The organism is Nocardioides secundeburneus (assembly GCF_039939255.1).
Taxonomy (GTDB): domain Bacteria; phylum Actinomycetota; class Actinomycetes; order Propionibacteriales; family Nocardioidaceae; genus Nocardioides.
Genome location: NZ_JBDUUE010000010.1, coordinates 16,538 through 38,553, shown reverse-complemented (window position 1 = coordinate 38,553; position 22,016 = coordinate 16,538). Strand labels below are relative to the sequence as shown.

The 22,016-nt window shown below is 74.4% G+C and carries 22 protein-coding genes; 6 read left to right on the top strand and 16 right to left on the bottom strand.

The window, feature by feature from the left end; translation table 11 throughout:
• The first annotated feature begins 37 nt into the window (after nucleotides 1-37).
• Entirely contained in the window at nucleotides 38-1,294 is a 1,257-nt protein-coding gene (locus tag ABFT23_RS22210) for an HNH endonuclease signature motif containing protein (protein ID WP_347899224.1), read from the top strand.
• A gap of 97 nt (nucleotides 1,295-1,391) precedes the next feature.
• Nucleotides 1,392-1,895 carry a hypothetical protein gene (locus ABFT23_RS22205; protein ID WP_347899222.1) on the top strand — a complete coding sequence of 168 codons (504 nt, stop codon included), beginning with the start codon at nucleotides 1,392-1,394 and terminating at the stop codon, nucleotides 1,893-1,895.
• 16 nt (nucleotides 1,896-1,911) lie between these two features.
• Here the strand turns inward: ABFT23_RS22205 and ABFT23_RS22200 are convergent, their stop codons facing one another.
• Genes ABFT23_RS22200 through ABFT23_RS22175 form a run of 6 tightly spaced genes read right to left on the bottom strand, consistent with a single transcriptional unit; the run spans nucleotide 1,912 to nucleotide 7,337 of the window.
• Nucleotides 1,912-2,724 (bottom strand): Fpg/Nei family DNA glycosylase, encoded by an 813-nt coding sequence (locus ABFT23_RS22200; RefSeq protein WP_347899221.1) that lies wholly within the window; start codon nucleotides 2,722-2,724, stop codon nucleotides 1,912-1,914.
• A gap of 1 nt (nucleotide 2,725) precedes the next feature.
• Nucleotides 2,726-3,787 (bottom strand): NAD(P)/FAD-dependent oxidoreductase, encoded by a 1,062-nt coding sequence (locus ABFT23_RS22195; protein ID WP_347899219.1) that lies wholly within the window; start codon nucleotides 3,785-3,787, stop codon nucleotides 2,726-2,728.
• A complete protein-coding gene (locus ABFT23_RS22190; RefSeq protein WP_347899217.1) occupies nucleotides 3,784-4,305 on the bottom strand; it encodes an isoprenylcysteine carboxyl methyltransferase family protein in 522 nt (173 codons plus the stop codon). Before ABFT23_RS22190 ends, ABFT23_RS22195 begins: the two co-directional genes overlap by 4 nt.
• Nucleotides 4,306-4,311: 6 nt before the next feature.
• Nucleotides 4,312-5,379 (bottom strand): type III polyketide synthase, encoded by a 1,068-nt coding sequence (locus tag ABFT23_RS22185; RefSeq protein ID WP_347899215.1) that lies wholly within the window; start codon nucleotides 5,377-5,379, stop codon nucleotides 4,312-4,314.
• Nucleotides 5,380-6,495, bottom strand: a complete 1,116-nt coding sequence (locus tag ABFT23_RS22180; RefSeq protein WP_347899213.1) for an NAD(P)/FAD-dependent oxidoreductase — start codon at nucleotides 6,493-6,495, stop codon at nucleotides 5,380-5,382.
• Nucleotides 6,492-7,337, bottom strand: a complete 846-nt coding sequence (locus tag ABFT23_RS22175) for a UbiA family prenyltransferase (protein ID WP_347899211.1) — start codon at nucleotides 7,335-7,337, stop codon at nucleotides 6,492-6,494. Before ABFT23_RS22175 ends, ABFT23_RS22180 begins: the two co-directional genes overlap by 4 nt.
• A gap of 69 nt (nucleotides 7,338-7,406) precedes the next feature.
• On the opposite strand from ABFT23_RS22175, the gene idi reads away from it, so the two are divergent.
• Nucleotides 7,407-7,961, top strand: a complete 555-nt coding sequence (gene idi / locus ABFT23_RS22170; protein WP_347899209.1) for an isopentenyl-diphosphate Delta-isomerase — start codon at nucleotides 7,407-7,409, stop codon at nucleotides 7,959-7,961.
• Between the two features lies 1 nt (nucleotide 7,962).
• Here idi and ABFT23_RS22165 read toward each other — a convergent pair whose 3' ends face one another.
• Genes ABFT23_RS22165 through ABFT23_RS22150 form a run of 4 tightly spaced genes read right to left on the bottom strand, consistent with a single transcriptional unit; the run spans nucleotide 7,963 to nucleotide 12,419 of the window.
• Nucleotides 7,963-8,679 carry a M50 family metallopeptidase gene (locus ABFT23_RS22165; protein ID WP_347899208.1) on the bottom strand — a complete coding sequence of 239 codons (717 nt, stop codon included), beginning with the start codon at nucleotides 8,677-8,679 and terminating at the stop codon, nucleotides 7,963-7,965.
• Nucleotides 8,680-8,696: 17 nt separating this feature from the next.
• The gene (locus ABFT23_RS22160) at nucleotides 8,697-10,328 is read right to left on the bottom strand and encodes a glycoside hydrolase family 13 protein (protein ID WP_347899206.1); all 1,632 of its coding nucleotides are present in this window, start codon (nucleotides 10,326-10,328) and stop codon (nucleotides 8,697-8,699) included.
• Nucleotides 10,325-11,068, bottom strand: coding sequence for a hypothetical protein (locus ABFT23_RS22155; protein ID WP_347899204.1), 744 nt, complete (start codon nucleotides 11,066-11,068; stop codon nucleotides 10,325-10,327). Before ABFT23_RS22155 ends, ABFT23_RS22160 begins: the two co-directional genes overlap by 4 nt.
• A 22-nt stretch (nucleotides 11,069-11,090) precedes the next feature.
• Complete coding sequence (locus tag ABFT23_RS22150) at nucleotides 11,091-12,419, bottom strand: cryptochrome/photolyase family protein (RefSeq protein ID WP_347899202.1); 1,329 nt, start codon at nucleotides 12,417-12,419, stop codon at nucleotides 11,091-11,093.
• A gap of 67 nt (nucleotides 12,420-12,486) precedes the next feature.
• On the opposite strand from ABFT23_RS22150, the gene ABFT23_RS22145 reads away from it, so the two are divergent.
• On the top strand, nucleotides 12,487-13,173 hold the full coding sequence (locus ABFT23_RS22145) for a metal-dependent transcriptional regulator (protein ID WP_347899200.1): 687 nt from the start codon (nucleotides 12,487-12,489) through the stop codon (nucleotides 13,171-13,173).
• Here ABFT23_RS22145 and ABFT23_RS22140 read toward each other — a convergent pair.
• The 4 genes from ABFT23_RS22140 to ABFT23_RS22125 form a co-directional block, all read right to left on the bottom strand.
• On the bottom strand, nucleotides 13,160-13,996 hold the full coding sequence (locus ABFT23_RS22140; protein ID WP_347899198.1) for an NAD-dependent protein deacetylase: 837 nt from the start codon (nucleotides 13,994-13,996) through the stop codon (nucleotides 13,160-13,162). The two genes, ABFT23_RS22145 and ABFT23_RS22140, sit on opposite strands and share 14 nt — an antisense overlap.
• A complete protein-coding gene (locus tag ABFT23_RS22135) occupies nucleotides 13,993-14,262 on the bottom strand; it encodes a DUF2277 domain-containing protein (protein ID WP_347899196.1) in 270 nt (89 codons plus the stop codon). Before ABFT23_RS22135 ends, ABFT23_RS22140 begins: the two co-directional genes overlap by 4 nt.
• Before the next feature lie 152 nt (nucleotides 14,263-14,414).
• A complete protein-coding gene (locus ABFT23_RS22130) occupies nucleotides 14,415-16,475 on the bottom strand; it encodes a beta-propeller domain-containing protein (RefSeq protein WP_347899194.1) in 2,061 nt (686 codons plus the stop codon).
• The gene (locus ABFT23_RS22125) at nucleotides 16,472-16,987 is read right to left on the bottom strand and encodes a SigE family RNA polymerase sigma factor (protein ID WP_347899192.1); all 516 of its coding nucleotides are present in this window, start codon (nucleotides 16,985-16,987) and stop codon (nucleotides 16,472-16,474) included. Before ABFT23_RS22125 ends, ABFT23_RS22130 begins: the two co-directional genes overlap by 4 nt.
• Nucleotides 16,988-17,096: 109 nt before the next feature.
• Here ABFT23_RS22125 and ABFT23_RS22120 point away from each other — a divergent pair, with 109 nt between their 5' ends.
• Entirely contained in the window at nucleotides 17,097-18,260 is a 1,164-nt protein-coding gene (locus tag ABFT23_RS22120; RefSeq protein WP_347899191.1) for a saccharopine dehydrogenase family protein, read from the top strand.
• Between the two features lie 103 nt (nucleotides 18,261-18,363).
• On the opposite strand, the gene ABFT23_RS22115 is transcribed toward ABFT23_RS22120, so the two are convergent.
• Nucleotides 18,364-19,113 (bottom strand): SDR family oxidoreductase, encoded by a 750-nt coding sequence (locus ABFT23_RS22115; protein WP_347899189.1) that lies wholly within the window; start codon nucleotides 19,111-19,113, stop codon nucleotides 18,364-18,366.
• Between the two features lie 102 nt (nucleotides 19,114-19,215).
• On the opposite strand from ABFT23_RS22115, the gene ABFT23_RS22110 reads away from it, so the two are divergent.
• The gene (locus ABFT23_RS22110; protein ID WP_347899188.1) at nucleotides 19,216-20,043 is read left to right on the top strand and encodes a helix-turn-helix transcriptional regulator; all 828 of its coding nucleotides are present in this window, start codon (nucleotides 19,216-19,218) and stop codon (nucleotides 20,041-20,043) included.
• Nucleotides 20,044-20,126: 83 nt separating this feature from the next.
• Here ABFT23_RS22110 and ABFT23_RS22105 read toward each other — a convergent pair whose 3' ends face one another.
• Nucleotides 20,127-21,953, bottom strand: a complete 1,827-nt coding sequence (locus ABFT23_RS22105; protein WP_347899186.1) for a glycerophosphodiester phosphodiesterase family protein — start codon at nucleotides 21,951-21,953, stop codon at nucleotides 20,127-20,129.
• Nucleotides 21,954-22,016: the final 63 nt, after the last annotated feature.

Genomic DNA, 22,016 nt, shown 5'->3' with positions numbered 1-22,016 from the left:
TTGTGGGCGAGATTGAATCGAATATATGTTCGAATCCGTGGTATCATGGCCCCTGGCCACCTCGACCCGCACGAGCAGCGATCCGCTGCTCGTCGCGGTGCGTGGCCGTCGACTCGCCGAGGCTGACGCGCAGGTCGAGTCGCTGAAGTCGGTCTTGGCGTGGGCTGAGCGGAATGTCGCTTCTAGCGACGAGGTCGTCGTGTTGCTGCAGTCGGTGGAGCGTCCGTTGCACCTGGCCGGACCGGGTGCTCCGGCGGTGCCGGAGTACGCCGCGCTCGACCTCGCGCTCTTGCTCGGGATGTCGACCGATGCCGGGTTGACCTACCTGGGTCGGGCGCTCGAGCTGTGTCACCGGCTTCCGCGCCTCTACCTCCGCGTGGTCAAGCACGAGGTCGCGCTGTGGCGGGCGTTCAAGATCGCGGACGCGACCATGTCGCTGTCCGAGACCGCGGCGTGGCACGTCGACCGCTTCATCGCACCGGTGGCGGAGCGGTGCTCGTTCGCCCAGCTCGACCGCACCGTCGACGCCGCCCGCGCCGAGCACGACCCCGCAGACGCTGAGGCCCGACGGTTGGCTGCGCTCGAGGACCGACGGGTCACCGTGTACCTGGCCGGGGCGACCACCGACGGCACCGTCGACGTCGTCGCGACCCTCGACACGGCTGATGCGATCGACCTCGAGCACGCCCTGCGCGACGGCGCCCAGACGTTGGCTGACCTCGGCTCCACCGACACGCTCGACGTGCGTCGCTCCCAGGCCCTCGGGGAGATGGCCCGCACCCAGCTCGCCCTCGACCTCGACACCAGCAGCACCGGGCGCGGGGTGACGATCTACGCCCACCTCGACGCGGTAAACCCGGACCTGCCCGGTCTGCTCGACAACACCCAGACGCCGCTGCTGGTCGAGCAGGTCCGCGAATGGTGCGAGACCGCCGGCACAAAGGTCACCGTCAAGCCGGTGATCGACCTCGCCGAACCCGTCGAGACCCCCGCCTACCGCCCCTCCGACGCGATCCGTGAACGCGTCACGCTCCGCGACCGGTGCTGCGTCTTCCCCGACTGCACCCGCCGCCGGGTCGACCTCGACCACGTCGTCGCGTGGGAGTCGGGTGGCGTCACCGCGACCTGGAACCTCGCCCTGCTGTGCCGCAGGCACCATCGAGCGAAGACCCACGGCCGGTGGTCGTACCGGATGATCGAACCAGGCCTCTACGCCTGGACCAGCCCGACCGGCGTCGAGAAGACCGTCGACCGACGTCCACAACCCGGCACCCACACCCGCCGGCATCCCTGAACGCCCCACCAGCCCGCCGTCCACCCCGACCGGGGGCTACCGGCGTGCCTCGCCCGTTCGGCAGCGGTGACCGCGCGGACCTCGTAGCCTGCGGCCCATGGCGAACGTGAGGCTCGGACGCACGGGGAGCGTCGTCGACGTCGACCTCGACGTCTGCGTGAAGACCGGCGTCCCCACCCGGGGCACCGTCACCCTGACCGGCAGCACGACGCCGCCGTGGGTGGGGTTCCTGCTGCTGATCACGGTCGTCGGGTACCTCTTCGCGAGCGCGATGGCGTCGAAGAAGTTCCGGGTCACCCTGCCCTTCTCGCACGCCGCCTACGACCGCTGGCAGCAGGGGCGGCGCCTGGCATGGGGCGCGGGTCTCGTCGGCCTGGTGGGAATCGTGCTCACCGTCGTCGTCGGCGACGGCCTCGTCGGTGCCTGGACCGCTGTGCCGGGCGCCGTGGTCGTGGCCGCCCTCGTCGGCGGCGTCCTGAACGGACGACTCCGCGGGGTCGGCATCGTCGCGACCCGTCACGACGACCTGGTGGTCACGCACGTGCACCCCACCTTCGCTGTCGCGGTGCGCGACGCCGTCCGAGAGCCGCTGGTCCGCTAGACCGCCGCGGTGGTCCTCACGCCTGGCAGACCGGGCACCAGAACAACGACCTCGCGGCCAGCTCGGCGCGCAGCACGGTGGTGCCGCAGCGGCGGCACGGCAGGCCGGCACGGCCGTAGACGTAGTGGCTGTCGACCTTGCGGGGACGCCCGTGCGGGCGCTCGCGATCGTCGGGGTCGGTGGTGACGATCCGGTTCGTGCGGACGCCGTCCGACATCAGCACCGCGAGGTCGTCCCACATCGCCGTCCACACGACGGGGTCGAGGTCGCGGCCGGGCAGGAGCGGGTCGACGCCGTGCCGGAAGAGCACCTCGGCGCGGTAGACGTTGCCGACGCCGGCGACGACCGACTGGTCCATCAGCAGCGCGCCGATCGCGCGACGAGATCGCGAGACGCGGTGTCCTGCGATGTCAGGGTCGGACGACGGCTGCAGCGGGTCGGGCCCCAGCCGGCCGAGCAGCGCGTCGCGCTCGGCATCGCTCATCAGCTCGCACGCGGTGGGTCCGCGCAGGTCGGCCCAGGCCGACTTCGGGCCCTGGACGACGAGCCGCAGCCGCAGCGCCCCCCGAGCCGGCGGCGGGTCGCCGTAGCCGTCGCGGTAGCGACCGAACAGGCCGAGGTGCACGTGCAGCCACGGGTGTGGGCCGTCAGGCTCGTAGCGGTGGAAGAGGTGCTTGCCCCACGCGTCGGTGGCCACCAGCCGCCGCCCGTCGAGCTCGGCCGCGCCCTCGGCGAAACGCCCCTGGGGGCTCGACGCCGCAACGACCTGGCCGACGAACAGCCGCCGGTGCCGCCGCGCGAGGCGGTGGATGGTGTGACCCTCGGGCATCTCAGAGGACGCTGCGCGCGGGCTCGCCGACCGGCCGCGCGAGCGCGTCGACGGCGGCGCGGAACACCGGCGGCAGGGCGGCGGCGGCGGGCACGACCGCACGGCGGACGACGGCCGGTCGCGTCGAGGTGACCAGGGCCCCGGTGAGCCACCGGTAGCGGCGCGTGACCCGGCGCCACTCGCGCTCGTAGGCCGACGGGTCGTCGGCCACGACGGCCCGCACGGCCGCCTCGGCCTGGCCGAGCGCCAGCGCGACGCCCTCGCCGGTGAGGGCGTCGACGTAGCCGGCCGCGTCGCCGACGAGCAGGACCCGGCCCGCCGTGCGCCGCGTCGCCGTCTGCCGCAGCGGCCCTGCGCCGCGCACGCGGCTGGCGTGCTCGGCGCCCCGGAGCCGCTCGAGCAGGTCGGGGAACGCGTCCAGACGGTCGTCGAGCCCGCCGCGGCCCGACGACAGCACGGCGACGCCGACGATGTCGTCGTCGACCGGGGTCACGTAGGCCTCGGCGTCGCGGGCCCAGTGCACCTCGACGTCGTCGGACCACGGCGCGACGGCGTAGTGACGGCGCAGGCCGAACCGCGCCGGGCCCCGGACGGCCGCGTCGAGCCCGAGCGAGCGGCGCAGCGGCGAGTGCAGTCCGTCGGCCGCGACCAGGTAGCGCGCGCGCAGACCGCCCGCCGTCACCACGTCACCCTGCGTGACGTCGTCGACGAGCACCTCCTCGACGTCGACGCCGGCGCGGAGCGCCGCCTCGCGCAGGGCGCCGTGCAGCGCCAGCCGGCGCACGCCGCGACCGGCGCCCGCCCGGAAGCGCGCCTCGGCGCGTCGTCCGGGCGCGCAGTAGGCGATGCCGCGGATCGAGTGTCCCGGCGGGTCGACCCCGAGCGCGTCGAGGGCGGCGACCGCGCCCGGCATGAGGCCCTCGCCGCACGCCTTGTCGACGACGCCCGCGCGCCGCTCCAGCACCCGCACGCTCAGACCGGCCCGGACGGCGTGCAGGGCGGTGGCGAGCCCGGCCGGGCCGCCTCCGACGACGAGCAGGTCGACGTCGACCGGCCCGGTCATGCCGCGAGCCCGGCCAGGGCGCGGTTCTCGACCCGGATGCGCACGACGAGCAGGCCGGCGTTGACGACCGTGAAGACCACCCCGGTGACCCAGGCGCCGCCGACGAGCGGCAGCGCGACGCCCTCGGCCACCACCGCCACGTAGTTGGGGTGGGAGAAGAGCCGGTAGGGGCCGTCGGTCACCGGCGCCAGCCCGGGGACGACGATGACCCGCGTGTTCCAGCGCGGCCCGAGCGTCGTGATGCACCACCAGCGCAGCGCCTGGCTCGCCACGACGAGGCCGAGCATCGTCCACACCAGCACGGCCGGCGGGTCGGGCCGGCGCACCCACACCTCGACCAGGGCGCCGACCAGGAGACCGGTGTGGAGCACCACCATGAACGGGAAGTGCCCCTGGCCGGTCTCCACGCCGCCGCGCTCGAACGACCACGCGGCGTTGCGCTTCGACACGACGAGCTCGGCCAGGCGCTCGACGCCGACGGCGAGCACCAGCACGGTGAACCAGATCTCGAGTCCCATGCCGGATCAGGCCCGCAGCAACACGAGCTCGGAGCAGAACCCGGGGCCCATGGCCAGCATCAGCCCGTAGGAGCCGGGTCGGGGCGGCCGGTCGGCCAGCGTGTCGGCCAGCACGTGCAGCACCGAGGCCGACGACAGGTTGCCGATGCGGGCCAGGGAGTCCCAGGTGACCTGCAGCGCCTCGCGACCGACGCCCAGCGTCTCGGCCATCGCCTCGAGCACCTTCGGGCCGCCGGGGTGAGCGACGTACCACTCGACGTCGGTCCGCGAGAGGCCGTGGTCGTCGAGGAAGCGGTCGACGTCGCCGCCGATGTAGCGGCGGACGACGTCGGGCACGGCGCTGTCGAGCACGATCTTGAGCCCGCCCGCGCCGACGTCCCAGCCCATCGTGCGCTCGGAGTCGGGGTAGAGCCGGCTGCGGCTGGTCAGGACCTCGGGCTGGACCCCTCGACCGACCAGCCCGGCGGCCCGGCGCGAGCCCGCGGCGACCACGGCGGCCGCGCCGTCGCCGAACAGTCCGCTGGCCACGAGGTTGGGGATCGAGACGTCGTCGCGCTGCAGCGTGAGCGAGCACAGCTCGACCGACACCAGCACCGCGACCGCGTCGGGGTGACCGACCAGGTAGTCGTGCAGGCGCGCGACACCGGCCGCGCCGGCCACGCAGCCCAGACCGACGAGCGGCATGCGCACGACGTCCTCGCGCAGGCCGATGGCGGCGGCCACCCGCGCCTCGAGGGACGGCACGGCGAGGCCGGTCACGGTGGCCGAGATGACCAGGTCGACGTCGGCCGGGACGAGGTCGACCGCCTTGAGGGCGTCGACGACGGCGCGGGAGCCGAGGTCGACGGCGGCCTCGATGAAGGCGTCGTTGGCCTCACCGAAGTCGCGCAGCCCGGCGTAGGCCTCGAGCGGCAGCGCCGTGTGCCGGGTCTCGACGCCGGCGTTGCGGTGGAAGCGCTCGACCACGCGACGGTCGACGCTCGCGGTCATCATGCGGTCGACGAACGAGGCGGTGATCTCCTCCTGGCGGTAGCGGTGGTCGGGCAGGGCGCCTCGGACGGACAGGATGTGCACTCACTTCTCCTTCGGCGGGGCGGTGACGAGCGAGCGGGCGAGCCCGGCGGCCAGGCGGGGGGTGACGCGGCCGCGCGCCAGGCCCAGCTCGACGAGGTCGTCGAAGACCCGCTGGTCGCGCGCGGAGGCCCGCAGGCCGGCGTCGAGCACGCGCCCGGAGCGGGTGAGCCGGGCCGCCGCTGCGGTGTGGCGCAGGTGCCACGACAGCAGCGGTCGGGTGGCGGCGCGGTGGCGTCGTCCGGCGCTGCGGGGGTCGCCGGCGGCGACGGCGGCGGCCGCGGCCCGGCCGGCGGCGATGCCGGTGGCGACGGCGTAGAAGATCCCCTCGCCGGTGAGCGGGTTGACCAGGCCCGCGGCGTCGCCGACCAGCAGCACGCGACCGTCGGCCGGGTGCCACCGGTGGCTCGACAGGGGCAGGTGGTGGCCCATCCAGTCGACGCCGGCCTCGGCCGCGCCCGGGAGCAGCACGTCGAGGCGGGCCAGCAGTTCGCGGCGGGTGGGTGCACGGTCGTCGTGCAGCACCTCGCCGTAGCCGATGTTGGCGAGACCGTCGCCACGGTCGAACGACCAGGCGTAGGAGGGCTGGTGCTCGTGCCCGAACACGATGCGCTGCACCCCGCGGTGCTCGGCCGGCGTCGGTCCGTAGCCGCGCAGGGCGAGCGCCCGTCGTCCGGCGGGCTGCCCGAGCGCACGCCGGACGACCGAGTGCGCCCCGTCGGCGCCGACGACGACCGCGACGTCGTCGACGTCGGCCAGCGTGCGCACCCGACGCTGGACCAGCTGGGCGCCGGCCGCGACCGCGGCCTCGACGAGCCGGGCGTCGAGCACCCGCCGCGGCACGACGTAGGCCGGGCGCTCCATCTCGCGCTCGACCGACCGCGCGCCGCGCCGCAGGTGCAGCCGGGTGACCGGCACCCGGTCGTCGAGGAGTCCGTGGACCCCGACCGACTCCAGCAGGTCGAGCACGTGCGGGGCGACGCCGTCGCCGCACGCCTTGTCACGCGGGAACGAGGACCGGTCGACGAGCCGGACGTCGAGACCGGGCGCCGCGTGCAGGGCCCCGAGGGCCGTCGCGGCGCCGGCGGGTCCGGCGCCCACGATCGTCAGGTCGCTCACCGGGCTCCCACCACGAGCAGGACGACGTCGACCAGCGCCACGGCGATCGCCGCGCGGAACGGGGTGCGCCCGCTCGTGGTGGCGGCGACGACCGCCAGGACGAGCGCGGCGAGCAGCGCCACCTGGACCACGACGCCGGGGGAGCCGGGACCGAGCGCGGCCGCCAGCGACGCCGCGGCGAGCACGAGCGCGGCCAGGACCCGCGAGCGGCGAGCGCCCAGCCGGTGCGGCAGTCCGCGGACGCCGGTGCTGAGGTCGTCGTCGAGGTCGGGCAGGGCGTTGAGCAGGTGGGCGCCGACGCCGAGGGCGGCCCCTGCCGCCACCTGCCACCACGGCGCCCAGACGGGGTCGGGCCCGGCGAGGGTGATCACCGCGGGCAGTGACCCGAACGCGACCGCGTAGGGCGCCCACGACCAGGCCGTGGCCTTCAGGCCCAGGTTGTAGGCGTGCCCCATCGCGACGAGCAGCCCGAGGTGCACCAGCCCGGCGCGCCACCCCGTCGCCGCGGACAGCGTCACACAGGCCAGCGCCGCGACCGCGAGGCACCGGCCGACGAGGGCCGGGGTGAGCACCCCGGTCGCGAGCGGCTTGTCGTCGCGACCGACCGCGACGTCGCGACCGTGGTCGAGCAGGTCGTTGCCCCAGCCGATGGTGAGCTGGCCGGCGAGCACGGCCGCGACCACGAGGACGCCGTGGGCCACCGGGAGGTCGGCCGCCACCGCGAGCAGCGCGGCGAGCGTCGTGACGGCGACGGTCGGACCGCCGTGCGCCGCCGCCGCGAGGGCGGCGAGCACCGACCGGGTCTCGGACCTTGCTCGAGGGTCCCGGGCCAGCGCGGTCATGACGCACGGTATCCAGACGCGAGGAGGACCCGCACCACCCTCCGTGGCCCTCGGTGGCAGGGTGGGGCCGTGACCACCGCTACCGACGACGTCGTCGTCCTGCTCGACGACCACGGCAACCCGGTCGGCACGCACCCGCGCGCCACCGTGCACTCGACGACCACCCCGCTGCACCTCGCGTTCTCGTGCCACCTGCGCGACGACGCCGGCCGCACCCTGGTCACCCGGCGGGCGCTGGCCAAGCGCACGTGGCCGGGGGTGTGGACGAACTCGTTCTGCGGTCACCCACGGCCCGGTGAGTCGTTCGACGACGCCGTCCGGCGCCACGCGCAGCACGAGCTCGGGCTGCCCGGCGAGGCGATCGTCGGTCTCGAGCCGCTGCTGCCCGACTTCCGCTACCGCGCGGTCGACGCCGCGGGCGTCGTAGAGAACGAGGTGTGCCCGGTCTTCACGGCCGTGCTGGCGCCCGGCGTCGAGCTGCGGCCCCACCCCGACGAGGTCGCCGAGCACCGGTGGGTCGACGTCGCCGACCTGCTCGACGTCGTCGAGAAGGCGCCGTGGGCGCTCAGCCCGTGGATCGTCGAGCAGGCCGAGGGGCTGCGGCTGCTGCTCGCACGCGCCTGACCTAGACGCGCGCGAGCAGGTCGGGCGCGAGGGTGATCGCGCCGAGCGCGAGCCCGGCGAGGTTGGCCAGCAGCATCAGCACGCACCACGCCGGCGCCGGCACCCGGGTGAGGCGCGCCAGCTGGCCGGGGTCCGACGACGGCGAGATCCGTCGGCCCTGCCGCAGCAGCTCGAGCACCGGCCGCGGGGCCGCGAGCAGCAGCAGCCAGGCCACGAGGTAGGCCACCAGCGCCTGCACCTCGGGGTCGGCGTACCAGGTCAGCAGCCCGACGCCGGCGCCGAGCCCGACGAGGGTCAGCACGCCGTACCAGTTGCGCACCCACACGAGCAGCGCCGCCAGCAGCAGCAGGGTGAGCCACAGCATCAGCACCCCACGCCCGCCGGCCAGCAGGAGCGCCGCCCCGACGCCGACCGCCGCGGGCGCCAGGTAGCCGGCCGCGATCGTGGCCACCATGCCGGGGCCGGTCGGGCGCCCGCGCGAGACGGTGACGCCGGAGGTGTCGGCGTGCAGACGGATGCCCTGCAGGCGGCGTCCGACGAGCACGGCGACGACCGCGTGCCCGGCCTCGTGGACGACGGTCACCCCGAGCCGCACGCGCGGCCACGTCGCGGGCGCGCCCACGAGCACCAGCGCGACCACGCCGGCCAGCAGCACCAGGCCCGGGTCGGGCAGGGGCTGGACGGCGGTCGCGCGGTTCCAGAGCTCGGCCAGGTCCATCTGCGGTCGCGGGCCCGTCAGCGACGCAGCCAGACCGCCGTGTCGGCCGACAGCACGTCGCTCACCGGCCCGCTGGCCACGACCACCTCGCCCTCGGGCAGCGCGACGTCGGAGGCGCCGCAGTTGAGCACCACCCGCAGGTCGCCGCGGTCGACGACGAGCACGTCGCCGTCGACGTCGACCTGCACCGCGTCGGCCGGGGCGAGCCCGCGTCGGGCGGCGAGCGCCGCGCGGTAGAGCTCGAGCGTGGAGCCCTCGACGCCGGTCTGCGCCTCGACGGTGAGCGCGGCCCAGCCGGCCGGCTGCGGGATCCAGGGCTGTGCGTCGTCGGGCCCGAAGCCGTAGGACGGCGCCGATCCCTTCCACGGCACCGGCACCCGGCACCCGTCGCGACCGACCTCGCCGGTGCGGAACCACGAGGGGTCCTGCCGGTCCTCGGGGGCGACGTCGACCTGCTCGAGGCCGAGCTCCTCGCCCTGGTAGAGGTACGACGAGCCCGGCAGCGCGAGCATCGTCAGCGTGGCCGCCCGGGCCCGGGCCAGGCCCTGCGCGCCGCCGCCGTAGCGGGTCACGTGACGCACGACGTCGTGGTTGCTCAGCACCCACGTCGGGCTGGCGCCGACCGGCCCCATCGCGGCGAACGTGCCGGTGACGACGTCGGCGAACTCGCGGGCCGACCAGTCGGCCAGCAGCCACAGGAAGTTGAACGCCTGGTGCATCTCGTCGGGGCGCACGTAGGCCGCGATCGCCTCGGGTGTGCGGGCCCAGGCCTCGGCGACGAGCATGCGGTCGCCGTGGTAGTCGGCCAGGACGCGGTGCCAGCGTCGGTAGACGTCGTGCACCTCCGGCTGGTCCCACATCGGCTCGTCGAAGTCGGTGCGCGCGACCATCGACTCCTCGCGGACCTTGTTGAGGTCCTTGCCCTCCGAGCCCGGCGGTAGCACCTGGTCGCGCAGCGAGGCCTCCTTCAGCAGGCCGTGGGCGACATCGATGCGGAAGCCGTCGGCGCCGCGGTCGAGCCAGAAGCGCAGCACGACCTCGAACATGTCGCCGACCTCGGGGTTGCGCCAGTCGAGGTCGGGCTGGCTGGTGTCGAACAGGTGGAGGTACCACTGCCCGTCGGGCACGCGGGTCCAGGCCGGACCGCCGAAGACCGACTGCCAGTTGTTGGGCGGCTCGCTGCCGTCGTCGCCGCGGCCGTCGCGGAACAGGTAGCGGGCCCGCTCGGGGCTGCCCGGCGCCGCGTCCAGCGCCGCCCGGAACCAGGCGTGCTCGTTGCTCGTGTGGTTGGGCACGAGGTCGACGATCACCCGCAGCCCGAGGTCGTGCGCGACGCCGATGAGCGCGTCGGCGTCGTCGAGCGTGCCGAAGAGCCGGTCGATGTCGAGGTAGTCGGCGACGTCGTAACCGTGGTCGTGCTGGGGGGAGGTGTAGAACGGCGTGATCCACACGGCGTCGACGCCGAGGTCGCGCAGGTAGGGCAGGCGGCTGGTGATGCCGGGCAGGTCGCCGATGCCGGCGCCGCCCTCGCGCTGGCCCGACGAGGCGAAGCTGCGCACGTAGACCTGGTAGACGACGGCGTCGCGCCACCACTCGCGGCGACCGGGGACGGGGGTGGTGGCGGGGGCGGAGGTCTCGGGGGTGCTCATGCGAAGTCCTGGGGGTCGACGGCGAACCAGACGTGCTCGGCGGTGCCGAGCACCCGGCCGGAGGCGGTGCGGAGGGTGGCGGCGGTGCGGGTACGGCGTCCGTCGGTGCCGAGGTCGGTGCCGACGACGACGTGGGTCTCGCCGACGCGGGGGAGGTCGTGCAGCCGGGCGGTCATGCGGCCCAGCACCATGAGGCGCTCCTCGAGGTCGCCGGCCCAGCCGCCGACGCAGTCGAGCGCCGCCCAGGCGACGGCCGGCGGGACGACGTCGGCGTCGCCGTCGACGGCCAGGCTGGGGCCGGGCGTCCAGGTGGCAGCCACGCGGGCGCGGCCGTCGGCGTCGTCGACGCGGCCGGGGAAGATGCGGAGCCCGTCGTCGCGTGCCGTGCCGCAGGCGAAGCACGACGGGAACGGGTGGGAGCGGTGCCCGGCGTAGGACGCCTCGGCCTCCCGCGCGACGTCGGCGTCGACGGCCGGCACCGTGGCGAGGTCGGCGGACGTCGCCTCGGCCTCGCCCACCAGCACGTCGTCGTGCCACGCCCGCGCGGTCGCCGGGGCCTCGAGGTCGACCCGCAGCGGCACCTCGAGGGGCGGCGGCGTGCGCAGCGTGACCTGCACGGGGCCCGCGGTGCCGGAGGGGCCGGGGGCCAGGTAGGAGGCGAGTGCGCCCGCCGTCCAGCCGCCGTTGCCGGAGCTCGGTGGGCCGTTGAAGCGGCGGGGGATCGTGAGGGGAGCGGTCACGTGGTCACGCTAGCGAGACCACTCACGCGCGCACCGCCTGGTAGCGGTCGAGGGCCTCCTGCCGCTCGGCCTTGTGGTCGACGACCGGCTCGGGGTAGCCGGCCTCCTTGCGGTCGGCGCTGCTCGGCTCGTGCGGGTCGTCGACGTCGGCCAGCTCGGGCACCCAGGTGAGGATGTAGCGGGCGTCGGGGTCGAACTTGCGGCCCTGCGTCGTGGGGTTGAAGACGCGGAAGTAGGGCGCGGCGTCGGTGCCCGTGCCCGCCGTCCACTGCCAGCCGTGGTTGTTCGAGGCGAGGTCGCCGTCGACCAGCCAGTGCAGGAAGTGGCGCGCCCCGTGCTGCCACTCGACGTGGAGGTCCTTGACCAGGAAGCTGGCGGTGATCATCCGGAGCCGGTTGTGCATCCAGCCCGTGGCGCGCAGCTGGCGCATGCCGGCGTCGACGATGGGGAAGCCGGTGCGGCCCTCGGCCCACGCGTCGAAGTCGGCGCCGGGCTCGTCGTACTGCATCTTCGCCAGCTCGGGCTTGTAGTACTCGCGGGCCGAGTCGGGGCGCTGGAAGAGGACGTCGGCGTAGAAGTCGCGCCAGGCGATCTCGGTGACGTAGGTGGAGGGCCCCTTGCCGCGGCGTCCGGACAGGTCGGCCAACAGCGTGCGGGGGTGGATCTCGCCGTACTTGAGGTGGTGGCTCATGCGCGAGGTGCCCTCGACGCCGGGCTCGTTGCGCCGCTCGTCGTAGTCGCCGACGCGGTCGAGGAAGTCGTGCCACGCCTCGGCGGCGGCGGCCTCGCCGGCCTCGGGCAGCTCGATGCCCTTCGGCAGCCGGACGTCGGGCAGGTCGACGGTCTTCTTCAGGTGGCGCCAGCGGGCGTCGTCGGGCAGGGGGCCCGCGGGGTTGCGCCACCCGTGGGCGTTCCACGCCTTCGAGAACGGGGTGAAGACCTTGTAGGGCTCGCCGCTGCCGTTGGTGACCCGGTCGGGGGCGACCGCGTAGGGCGAGCCGGTGCGCACGAGGTCGATGCCCTCGCTCTTCAGCGCCTCCTCGACGTCGAGGTCGCGCTGGTGGCCGTAGGGCCCGTAGTCGGCGGCGACGTGGACGGCGGAGGCCCCGACCTCCTTCGCCGCGAGCACGACCTGGCGCACCGGGTCGCCCCGCACGACCGAGACGGGGACGTCGCGGCGCAGCGCGGTCAGGCTGTCGACGAGGTAGCGACGGCGGGGGAGGCCGCTGGGTCCCCACAGGGCCGGGTCGAGCACGAACAGCGGCAGCGTCGGGCCGTCGTCGAGGGCGGCGAGCAGGGCCGGGTTGTCGACGGTGCGCAGGTCGCGGCGGAACCACATCACGGACGTCACGGTGCGACTGTGTCATCGGGGACCGCCTGCGTGGCCACCCCAGGGGCGATGGGTAAGAATGGTTCTCGTGAGCGACCTCATCGACACCACCGAGATGTATCTGCGGACCATCTACGAGCTGGTCGAGGAAGGCATCGTCCCCCTGCGCGCGCGGATCGCCGAGCGACTCCACCAGAGCGGCCCGACCGTGTCGCAGACCGTCGCCCGCATGGAGCGCGACGGCCTGCTCACCGTCGAGGGCGACCGGCACCTCGAGCTCACCGACGACGGCCGCCGGCTGGCCACGCGCGTGATGCGCAAGCACCGCCTCGCCGAGCGCCTCCTCACCGACGTCATCGGCCTCGACTGGGAGTTCGTCCACGTCGAGGCGTGCCGCTGGGAGCACGTCATCTCCGAGACCGTCGAGCGTCGCCTCGTCGAGCTGCTCGACCACCCCACCGAGTCGCCCTACGGCAACCCGATCCCCGGTCTCGACGAGCTCGGCGAGACCGAGGTCGGCGAGTCCTTCATGACCGGCGTCGAGCCGCTCAGCAGCGCCGCCACCGACACCGAGGGCCGGGTGCTCGTGCGGCGCATCTCCGAGGAGATGCAGAAGGACGAGTCGCTGATGAGCGCCATGCGTCGCGCCGGCGCCCTGCCCGACAAGACCATCACCGTGATCGCCACCGCCGAGGGCGTGCTGGTCGGCTCGGGCGGCGAGACCGCCGAGATCGTGCCCGAGGCGGCCGACCACATCTTCGTCAAGCGCCTCTAGTCCGTCGGGCCAGGCAGCTCGACGCCAGCGCCGTCAGGAACTCCGAGCACCCGACGTCGAGCTTGACGGTGGCGAGGTCGTCGCCGCGGGTGGTGCCTCGGTTGACGATGACCACCGGGGTGCCGGCCTTGACGGCGTGCCGCACGAACCGGAAGCCGCTCATCACGGTGAGCGACGAGCCCACCACCAGCAGCGCACCGCCGGTCCCGGCCAGGTCGTCGACGGCGGCGTAGCACCGCTCGACCCGCGGCTTGGGCACGTTCTCGCCGAAGAACACGACGTCGGGCTTGAGCACGCCGCCGCACTGCTCACAGCCGGGGACGACGAAGTCGGCGGTGTCGTCGAGGTCGACGTCGCCGTCGGGGCGCACCTCGACGCCGGCGTGCTCCTGCAGCCAGCCGGGGTTGGCCGCCTCGAGACGGGCCTGCATGTCCGCGCGGGACGTCGTCCGGCGGCAGGAGAGGCAGACGACGTCGGCGATGCGTCCGTGCAGTGCGACGAGCCGGCGTGACCCGGCCGCCTCGTGGAGGCCGTCGACGTTCTGGGTGATCAGCAGCTCGGGGTCGAGCGCGACGCACGCGCGGTGCCCGGCGTTGGGCTCGGCCCGGTGCATGCGGCCCCAGCCGACGTGCGAGCGCGCCCAGTAGCGCTGCTGCGCCTCGGGGCCGGAGACCAGCTCCTGGTAGGTCATCGGCTGGCGCACCGGCTTGCCCGGCCCGCGGTAGTCGGGGATGCCGGAGTCGGTCGACAGGCCGGCGCCGGTGAGGACGACGAGCGGCCGGTCGGCGAGCAGGTCGAGCGCGTGCTGGGCCGAGTCGCTCAAGCGCCGTACCGCAGCCGAGCCTTCGCGCGCGCCTTCTCGGCCTCGACCTCGCGGTTCTTCGGCGGCGCGGCGGTGACGAGGTCGTCGAGGAGGTGTCGGGTGACGTGGGCGATCTCCCGCACGGCCTGGTCGAAGACCTCCTGGTTGGCCGACGACGGCTTGGTGGCCCCGGCCACCTTGCGCACGAACTGCAGCGCAGCGGCGTGGACCTCGTCGTCGGTGGCCGGCGGCTCGAAGTTGTTGAGCGGACGGATGTTGCGGCACATGCCGCCCAATCTACGTCGGGTCGAGTCGGGGTCGGGTGGTCTCGAGGCTCGTCGCCGGGGCTCCTCGCACCTCGACCGGCGTCAGTGCAGCGGACGGATGTTGCGGCACATGCCGCCCAATCTACGTCGGGTCGCGCGGTGGTCGAGGGCCGTCAGACGTCGAAGAACGACACGTCCTCACCCGTCACGAGCGCGACCCGGCCGTCGGCGAGCGGCACGGTGCGCACGAGGTCGATGTCGCTGCCGAACTCGACGCGGGTCATCCGGTTGCTGATCCGTCCGCCGCCGAGCTGCAGCGTCGAGACGTAGCCGGTGTTGCCCTGCTGGACGACGGTGAGCACGACGCGCCGGTCGGGCAGCCAGGTGAACTGGCGCGGGTCGTCGGCTGCCGTGGCGTAGGTACCGCGGACGTAGCGGTGCACGGCCAGCTGCTGCGGGTCGGTGACGTCGGTCAGGTCGAGCAGGGCCGCCTGGGCGCGGTTGCCGCCGTCGGAGCCGACGCCGACGAGGCGGCGCGGCCCGAGCGGGTGCAGGTAGCTGGAGAACCCGGGGATCTTGAGCTCGCCGAGCAGCGTCGGCCGGCGCACGTCGGTCAGGTCGACGGCGTAGAGCGGGTCGATGCGGCGGAACGTCACCAGGATCGCGAGGCCGTCGAACCAGCGCACGGACTTGATGTCCTCGTTGCGACCGAGGCCGTCGAGGCGGCCGACCTCGACCAGCTCGTCGTCGCGGGCCTCGAGCGTGACGACCGAGTTGGCGTTCTCGGTCTCCGACGACGGCCCGACCGCGAGCCGGAGCACGCCGTCGGCCTCGTCCATCGACCACCGGTCGCGGACGTGGCCCTCGACCTCGCCGGCGCCGACGTAGGTGGCGCCGGTGCCCGCGAGCGCGAAGTCGTAGACGTGCGTGGTGCCGTCGCTGCCGCCCGGGCCGCTGGTGCGGGTGAAGCACTCCCAGCACTCGTCGAACCCGCCGCCCCCGGTGGCGAGGTAGAGGTGGTCGGTCGACTCGTAGGTCATCGAGGCCTCGCCGGCCAGGCCGAGAGCACCGTTGTCGGGGCCGGCGGCGGCGCCGGGGTCGTCGACGCCGAAGCCGACGACGGCCATCGTGGCCGGTCCGAGCTCGGCGCGCGGGATCGCGACCCGGTCGCACTGCAGCAACGGCTGCTCGGCGCCGCCGTCGACGGCCACGTGCGGCAGCCAGTCGTCGATGGTCGACTTCTCGACCAGCCGGCGGTTGGCGGCGACGACGCTGTTCGGACGGCGGTCGTCGGTCTCGAAGTCGAGCTCGGGCAGGCCCTTGGAGAGCACCAGCCGGACGTCGGTGCCGTGCTGGCGCGCGGCGACCAGGGCGGCGTCGTAGTCGACCGTGGCCACGACCATCGGGTCGGCCGGGTCGCCGACGTCGACGGTGACGACGCGGGTCTGCTGCGGCGGCTGCGGCACGCCGTAGGAGGCGTAGTCGTAGCCCCGGGACGACGGCCGGGCGCTGCCGTCGTTGCCGATCGCGACCACGGTGTCGCCGGCGAGCAGGATCTCGGCGTCGTGCAGGTCGCCGAGGTCGACGCTGCCGGACTCGCGCACCCGCCGTCCGCCGAGGTCGTAGGTCGTCAGCACGGCGCCCTTCAGCCGGACCAGGAGGTCGTCGGTGGTCTTGACGGCGTCGGGCTCGTCGACGCCGGCCTCCTGCACGTTGGTGCCGGTCTCGCTCGACTCGGCGCGGGACGTGGCCGGCGCGACCGCCTGAGGGAGGGCGGTGTCGGCTCCTGTGGCCCGCTCGCGAGACATCCCGTCGGCGGGGGCCGAGTCGACGTCGACGTAGGCGCCGTACCCACTGCCCCACCCGTACGCGCCCACCAGGTCGGTGCCGCGGTCGACGTAGTGCTGGAGCAGGTCGTCGCACGACTCCGGCGCCTGCAGCTCGCCGAAGAACGCGGCCGGGGCGATGTCGTCGGCGCCGGCCGCACCGCCGTCGGCCAGGGTCGGGACGCCGCCCGGCGGCGGTCCGGCGTCGGGCGGCAGGACGACGCCGCCGACGACGAACGCGGCGGCGAGGCCGCCGACGGCACCGATCGCGACGAGCGAGCCCCGCAGCCGGGCCTCCGGACGACGTCGCGTGCCGGCGGCCGCGGACCGCCGGGCTTCGCGCAGGATCGCGTCGACCGGGGCGGGGCCGACGGGGACGTCGTCCCAGTGCTTCTCGAGATCGGTCATGGGGTCACCTCGGTGAATCCGGGTCGGAGGTCGGCCAGGTGGTCGTCGGTGGCCAGCTGGGCGAGCGAGCGGGACAGCCGGCTCTTGACGGTGCCGGGCGGGACGTCGAGCACCTCGGCGGTCTGCCTCTCGCTGAGGCCGGTGAAGTAGCGCAGCACGACGACGTCGCGGTTGACCTTCGACAGCCCCGCGAGGGCGCGGTGGACGGCGTCGATCGTCGCGACGGAGTCGGTGGGGTCGGGCAGCCCGGCGTCGGGCAGTCGTTCGGACGGGCGCTCGCCCCACCACCGGCGCCGCTTGCTGTCGCGCAGGGCGTTGATGAGCATCCGGTACACGTAGGCGTCGCGGTTGTCGGCCGCGGCGACCGTCGTCCAGGCGGTGTAGCACCGCACGAGCACGGTCTGCACGAGGTCCTCGGCCTCGTGCAGACCGCAGCCGAGGAAGACCGCCGAACGCACGAGGGCGTCCCACGACTCGCGCACGTAGGTCGCGTAGTCGGTGTCGTGGTCCATCGGTCCCCTCTCGGCCCTGTGGGCGTCGTCCGGGCGTACGACGAGGTGCCGGGACTCGAGGGTTCCACCCCCTGGACCGATTTTTCTGCCGAGTGCCACGATGTCGCCCATGGCGGAGCCCACGCGCGACCTCGACCTCGTCCTCTTCGGTGCTACCGGCTTCACCGGCGGCCTGACCGCCGACTACCTGGCCGAGCACGGTCCCGACGGGTTGCGCTGGGCGCTGGCCGGGCGCAACCGGGCCAAGCTCGAGGCCGTGCGCACCCGCCTGGGCCTGCCCGACCTCGAGCTGGTCGTGGTCGACGCCGGCGACCAGGCGGCGCTCGCCGACGTCGTCCGGCGGGCCAAGGTCGTGGTCACGACGGTCGGGCCCTACCAGCAGCTCGGCGGCCCGCTCGTCGCCGCGTGCGCCGAGACCGGCACCGACTACGTCGACCTGACCGGCGAGCCCGAGTTCGTCGACACCACCTACCTCGAGCAGCACAAGGTCGCCGAGGCGAGCGGCGCACGCATCGTGCACGCCTGCGGCTTCGACTCGATCCCGCACGACCTCGGCGCCTACTTCACGATGCAGCAGCTCAAGCCCACCGGGCCGGTGCGTCTGCGGGGCGTCGTCCGGGCCAGCGGGACGGCGTCCGGCGGCACGTTCCACTCCGCCATGGGGGCGTTCTCCCGGGCGCGGCAGATGGCGAGCACGGCCAAGGCCCGCCGGCGCGCGCAGGGCAAGCCCGCCGACGGCCGCGTCTCCAAGCCGGTTGCCGGCAAGCCGCACCGCGACAAGGTGCTCGGCTACTGGCTCCTGCCGCTGCCGACCATCGACCCGCAGGTGGTCGCCCAGAGCGGCGCCGCCCTGGCGGCGTACGGGCCCGACTTCCGCTACTCGCACTACGCCGGCATGAAGACGCTGCGCTACGCCGCGGGCGCGGCCGTCGGAGTCGGGGCCATCGGCCTCGCCGCGCAGGTGCCGCCGGCACGCGACTTCCTGCTGAAGAAGGTCCCGCAGGGCCACGGACCCGACGCCGCCAAGCGCGAGAAGTCGTGGTTCACCGTCGAGTTCGTCGCCGAGTCCGAGGGCCGCACCGTGCGCACCAAGGTGCACGGTGGCGACCCCGGCTACGGCGAGACGGCCAAGATGCTCGCCGAGTCGGCGTTGTGCCTCGCCTTCGACGACAACCCGGCCACGGCCGGCTGCGTGACCACCGCGCAGGCGATGGGCGACAACCTGCTCGCCCGCCTCCAGGCCCAGGGCATCTCGTTCACCGTCGTCGACTAGGTCCCCGCCGCCGGGGATAGTCCCGGACGAACGTGTCGCCGGGACGCCGGAAATGCGACGAGATCGTCCTGGACTATCCCTGCGGCGGCGACCTGCGGCGCGGCTAGCGCTGTCGCGCGGGCCGGACGACGATCTCGTTGACGTCGACGTCGGCGGGCTGGCCGAGCGCGAACGAGACGGCGCGCGCCACGGCGTCGGCCGGGATGGCGGCGGCGCGGTAGGTGCGCATCAGCTCCGCCGCTCCGGGGTCGGTGATGGTCGAGGCCAGCTCGGACTCGACCACGCCGGGCGAGATCGTGGTGACCCGGATGCTGGGGTCGCTCTCCTGGCGCAGGCCCTCGGTGATCGCCCAGGCGGCGTACTTGGTGCCGCAGTAGACGGCCGCCGTCGGCGAGACCTCGTGGGCGCCGATGCTCGCCGTCGTGACGACGTGGCCGCCGCCCTGCTCGGCGAAGACCGGCAGCACGGCGGCGATGCCGTGCAGCAGGCCGCGCACGTTGACGTCGATCATCCGGTCCCACTCGTCGACGAGGAGGGCGTCGAGGCGCGAGAGCGGCATCAGTCCCGCGTTGGCGACGAGGACGTCGAGCCGGCCGTGCCGGGCCCGGACGTCGGCGACCACCGACGCGACGGCGTCGCGGTCAGTGACGTCGAGCGCGACCGGCTCGATCGTGCCGGCGGACGTCGAGGTGGTCGTCGCGGCGAGCTCGGCCAGCCGGTCGGTGCGGCGGGCGGTCGCGACGACGGTGTGGCCCTCGTCGGCGAGGCGGGTGGCGACCGCGGCGCCGATGCCGCTGCTGGCGCCGGTGACGAGGACGACCTTGGACTGGTTATCGGGGTGGGTGCTGGTCATGACGACCACGCTGCCGTCGGACGACGGCCCGGGGGAGACCGCGACGTTCCTGGGAGGAACGCACCCACCCACGCGCGGCGTCACGTGCCTACGCTGCGAGACATGGCATCCGACCTCGGCGACCTCCTGCGCGCCCGGCGTGCCCGGGTGACCCCCGAGCATGCCAACCTGCCCGTCGTCGGGCACCGCCGGGTCGAGGGCCTGCGGCGCGAGGAGGTGGCGATGCTGGCCGGCGTCAGCGTCGACTACTACGTACGGCTCGAGCAGGGTCGCGAGCGGTCGCCGTCCGCGCAGGTGCTCGACGCGCTGGCCGCCGTCCTGCGGCTCGACGGCGACGCCCGGCGTCACCTGTTCGACGTCGCCGGCGTCGCCGCGCCCCGCCGGACGACGGGCGTCGCCGAGCAGGTCGACCCCGCGCTGCGGCAGCTGATGGACGCCTGGCCGGCCCAGCCCGCGCTCGTCTACAACCGCGCCTACGACGTGCTCGCCGCCAACGAGCTGGCGACCGCGTTGTTCGGCGGGTTCGCCCACTCGCGCAACCTCATGCACCTCGTCTTCACCGACCCGGCGGCCCGCTCGTTCTACGTCGACTGGGACGACGTCGCCCGCGACGCGGTCGCCGGCTTCCGCCTCGGGCACGGCGCCGATCTTGACGACCCTCGGCTGCGCGCCGTCCTCGACGAGCTGCTGGCCGCGAGCGCCGAGCTCCGCGAGCTGTGGTCGCACCACGAGGCGCGCGGCAAGTCCCTGCACACCAAGCGGTTCCGGCACCCCGAGGTCGGCGCGCTCACCCTCACGATGCAGGCCTTCGACGTCCGCTCGGCACCCGGCCAGGAGCTCGTGGTCTACCACGCCCAGCCGGGCACGCCGAGCGCCGAGGCGCTGGCCCTGCTCGGCACCGTCGCGGCTACCGCCCGCACGCCGGGATAGTCCCGGACGAAGTCGTCGCTCCCGCGGTGGACAAGCGACAAGAACGTCCGGGACTATCCCCGCCGGGACTATCCCCGCCGGGACTACCGCCGCCGGGACAGGAAGCGCTCGAGGCCGGCGAGGTCGTCGGTGTTGACGTGGTCGACGCCGGCGTCGACGAGCTCGCGCCACACGGCGTCGCGGGCCCTGCCGGCGACGTCGGGCGTGGCCCAGAACCGGATGCGCTGGCCGCGGTCGTGGGCGGTGCGGACCATGCGGCGCAGCGTCGTGCGCTCGGACGACGGCATCCGACCGACGCCGGCCCAGGTGAAGAGGGTGGTCCAGTTGTCGCTGACCAGCGGCATCACCGACGACGGCAGCGGGCCGCCGAGGTCGCCGGAGCGACCGTCGTAGCCGGCACGGCGGTCGGTCTGGGCCTGCATTGCCGGCAGGTCGCGGTTGCCGCTGATCACCGCGGTGACGGCACCGGGCTCGGTCGACGACGGCGTGAAGCGGGTGAACAGCCCGGGGTGGTTGCGCAGCGCGGCGTCGATCGCCGCCCAGGTGGGTCCGGCCGCGGACTTGGCGTCGATCAGCAGCTGCACCGGACGCCGGCCGCGCGGGTAGACGCTGCCGTCGTTCATCGCGGCGCGCGCCGAGAGCGGCGAGAGGTAGAGCCGCTCCAGCGTCCGCCCGGGTGTCGCGTCGGCGAGGTCGTGGGCAACGCGCAGCTCGCCGTCGACGAGCCACACGTCGGCCTCGACGCTGGTGAAGCCGTGGTCGAGCGCGTCGAGCAGCGGGCGGTCGTGCTCGTAGTCGTTGTGGGCGTGGGCCTGAGCGAGGGGCCGGGCCTGACGCGGCACCCGGACCGGGTCAGGCAGCCGGCGGTGCTCACGGCGCAGCACGTCGCGCAACCGGTCGGGGTAGTCGGTGATGAGGCCGTCGACCCCGAGCCGCACGAGGTGGCGCATCGTGGCCGGGTCGTCGACGGTCCACGGGACGACGCGCAGCCCGGCCCGGTGGGCGTCGTCGACCATCGCGCGGTCGACGTAGGGCTCGTAGCCGGGGTCGCCGAGGGCGCCGTCCTGCGGGAAGCCGTGCACGGGCGAGATGGCGTCGGCGCCGAAGGAGGCCGCCATCCGCACGAGGTCGCCGTCGAAGTCGTCGGCGTCCAGCCCGCCGAGCCAGGGCGAGGCGCCGGGCTGGCCGACCTGGAGGAAGTCGCGGTTGGTGAGCGCGACGATCGGCAGCTCCGGCGCGACCTCGCGCATGCGCATCAGCGAGCCCCAGTCGAAGGACTGGATGGTCACCTGGTCGCCGATGCCGGCCGCGCGCACCTCGTCGACGACGACCTGCACGAACTGCTCGCGCGGCGCGGTCTCGCTCGGCGCGCCGGCCTCGACCTTCGTCTCGACGTTGAGGGCCACGTCGTCCGCCTCGTATGACTGCACGAGGTCGAACACCTCGCTCAGCAGGGCCATCCGAGAGCCGGGCTCGAGGCGCTGGCGCGGGTAGCCGGGCAACTGCTGCGACCCGCAGTCGAGCGTGCGCACCTGGGCGAGCGTGAGCGTGGTGACGTAGCGGCCGACGTAGGGGAACAGCGGGTCGCCGGGCGTGGCGGGCGTGGTGTCGCGGCAGACCTGCGGGTTGGTGCGGCGGTCGTGGGTGACGACGGCCTGGCCGTCACGGGTGATCTGCACGTCGAGCTCGAGCGTGCTCACGCCGAGCTCGAGCGCGCGGGAGAACCCGGCGAGCGAGCTCTCGACCGTGAGGCCGAGGCCGCCGCGGTGGGCCTGGAGGTCGAAGGCGCGGCGGTCGGGCTGACCGTGATGACCGGGCCCGTGGCCGGGTGAGGCCTGGGCGGGGAGGGCGAGTGCGGGTGTGAGGACGGCGGCCGCGAGCGCGGCCAGGCAACGGTTCCGAGAGACCATGGCCCTCAGTCGAGCGGGGTCAGACGACCGCGAGCGGTCCCGGAGGTGAAGGCTCGGCGACGG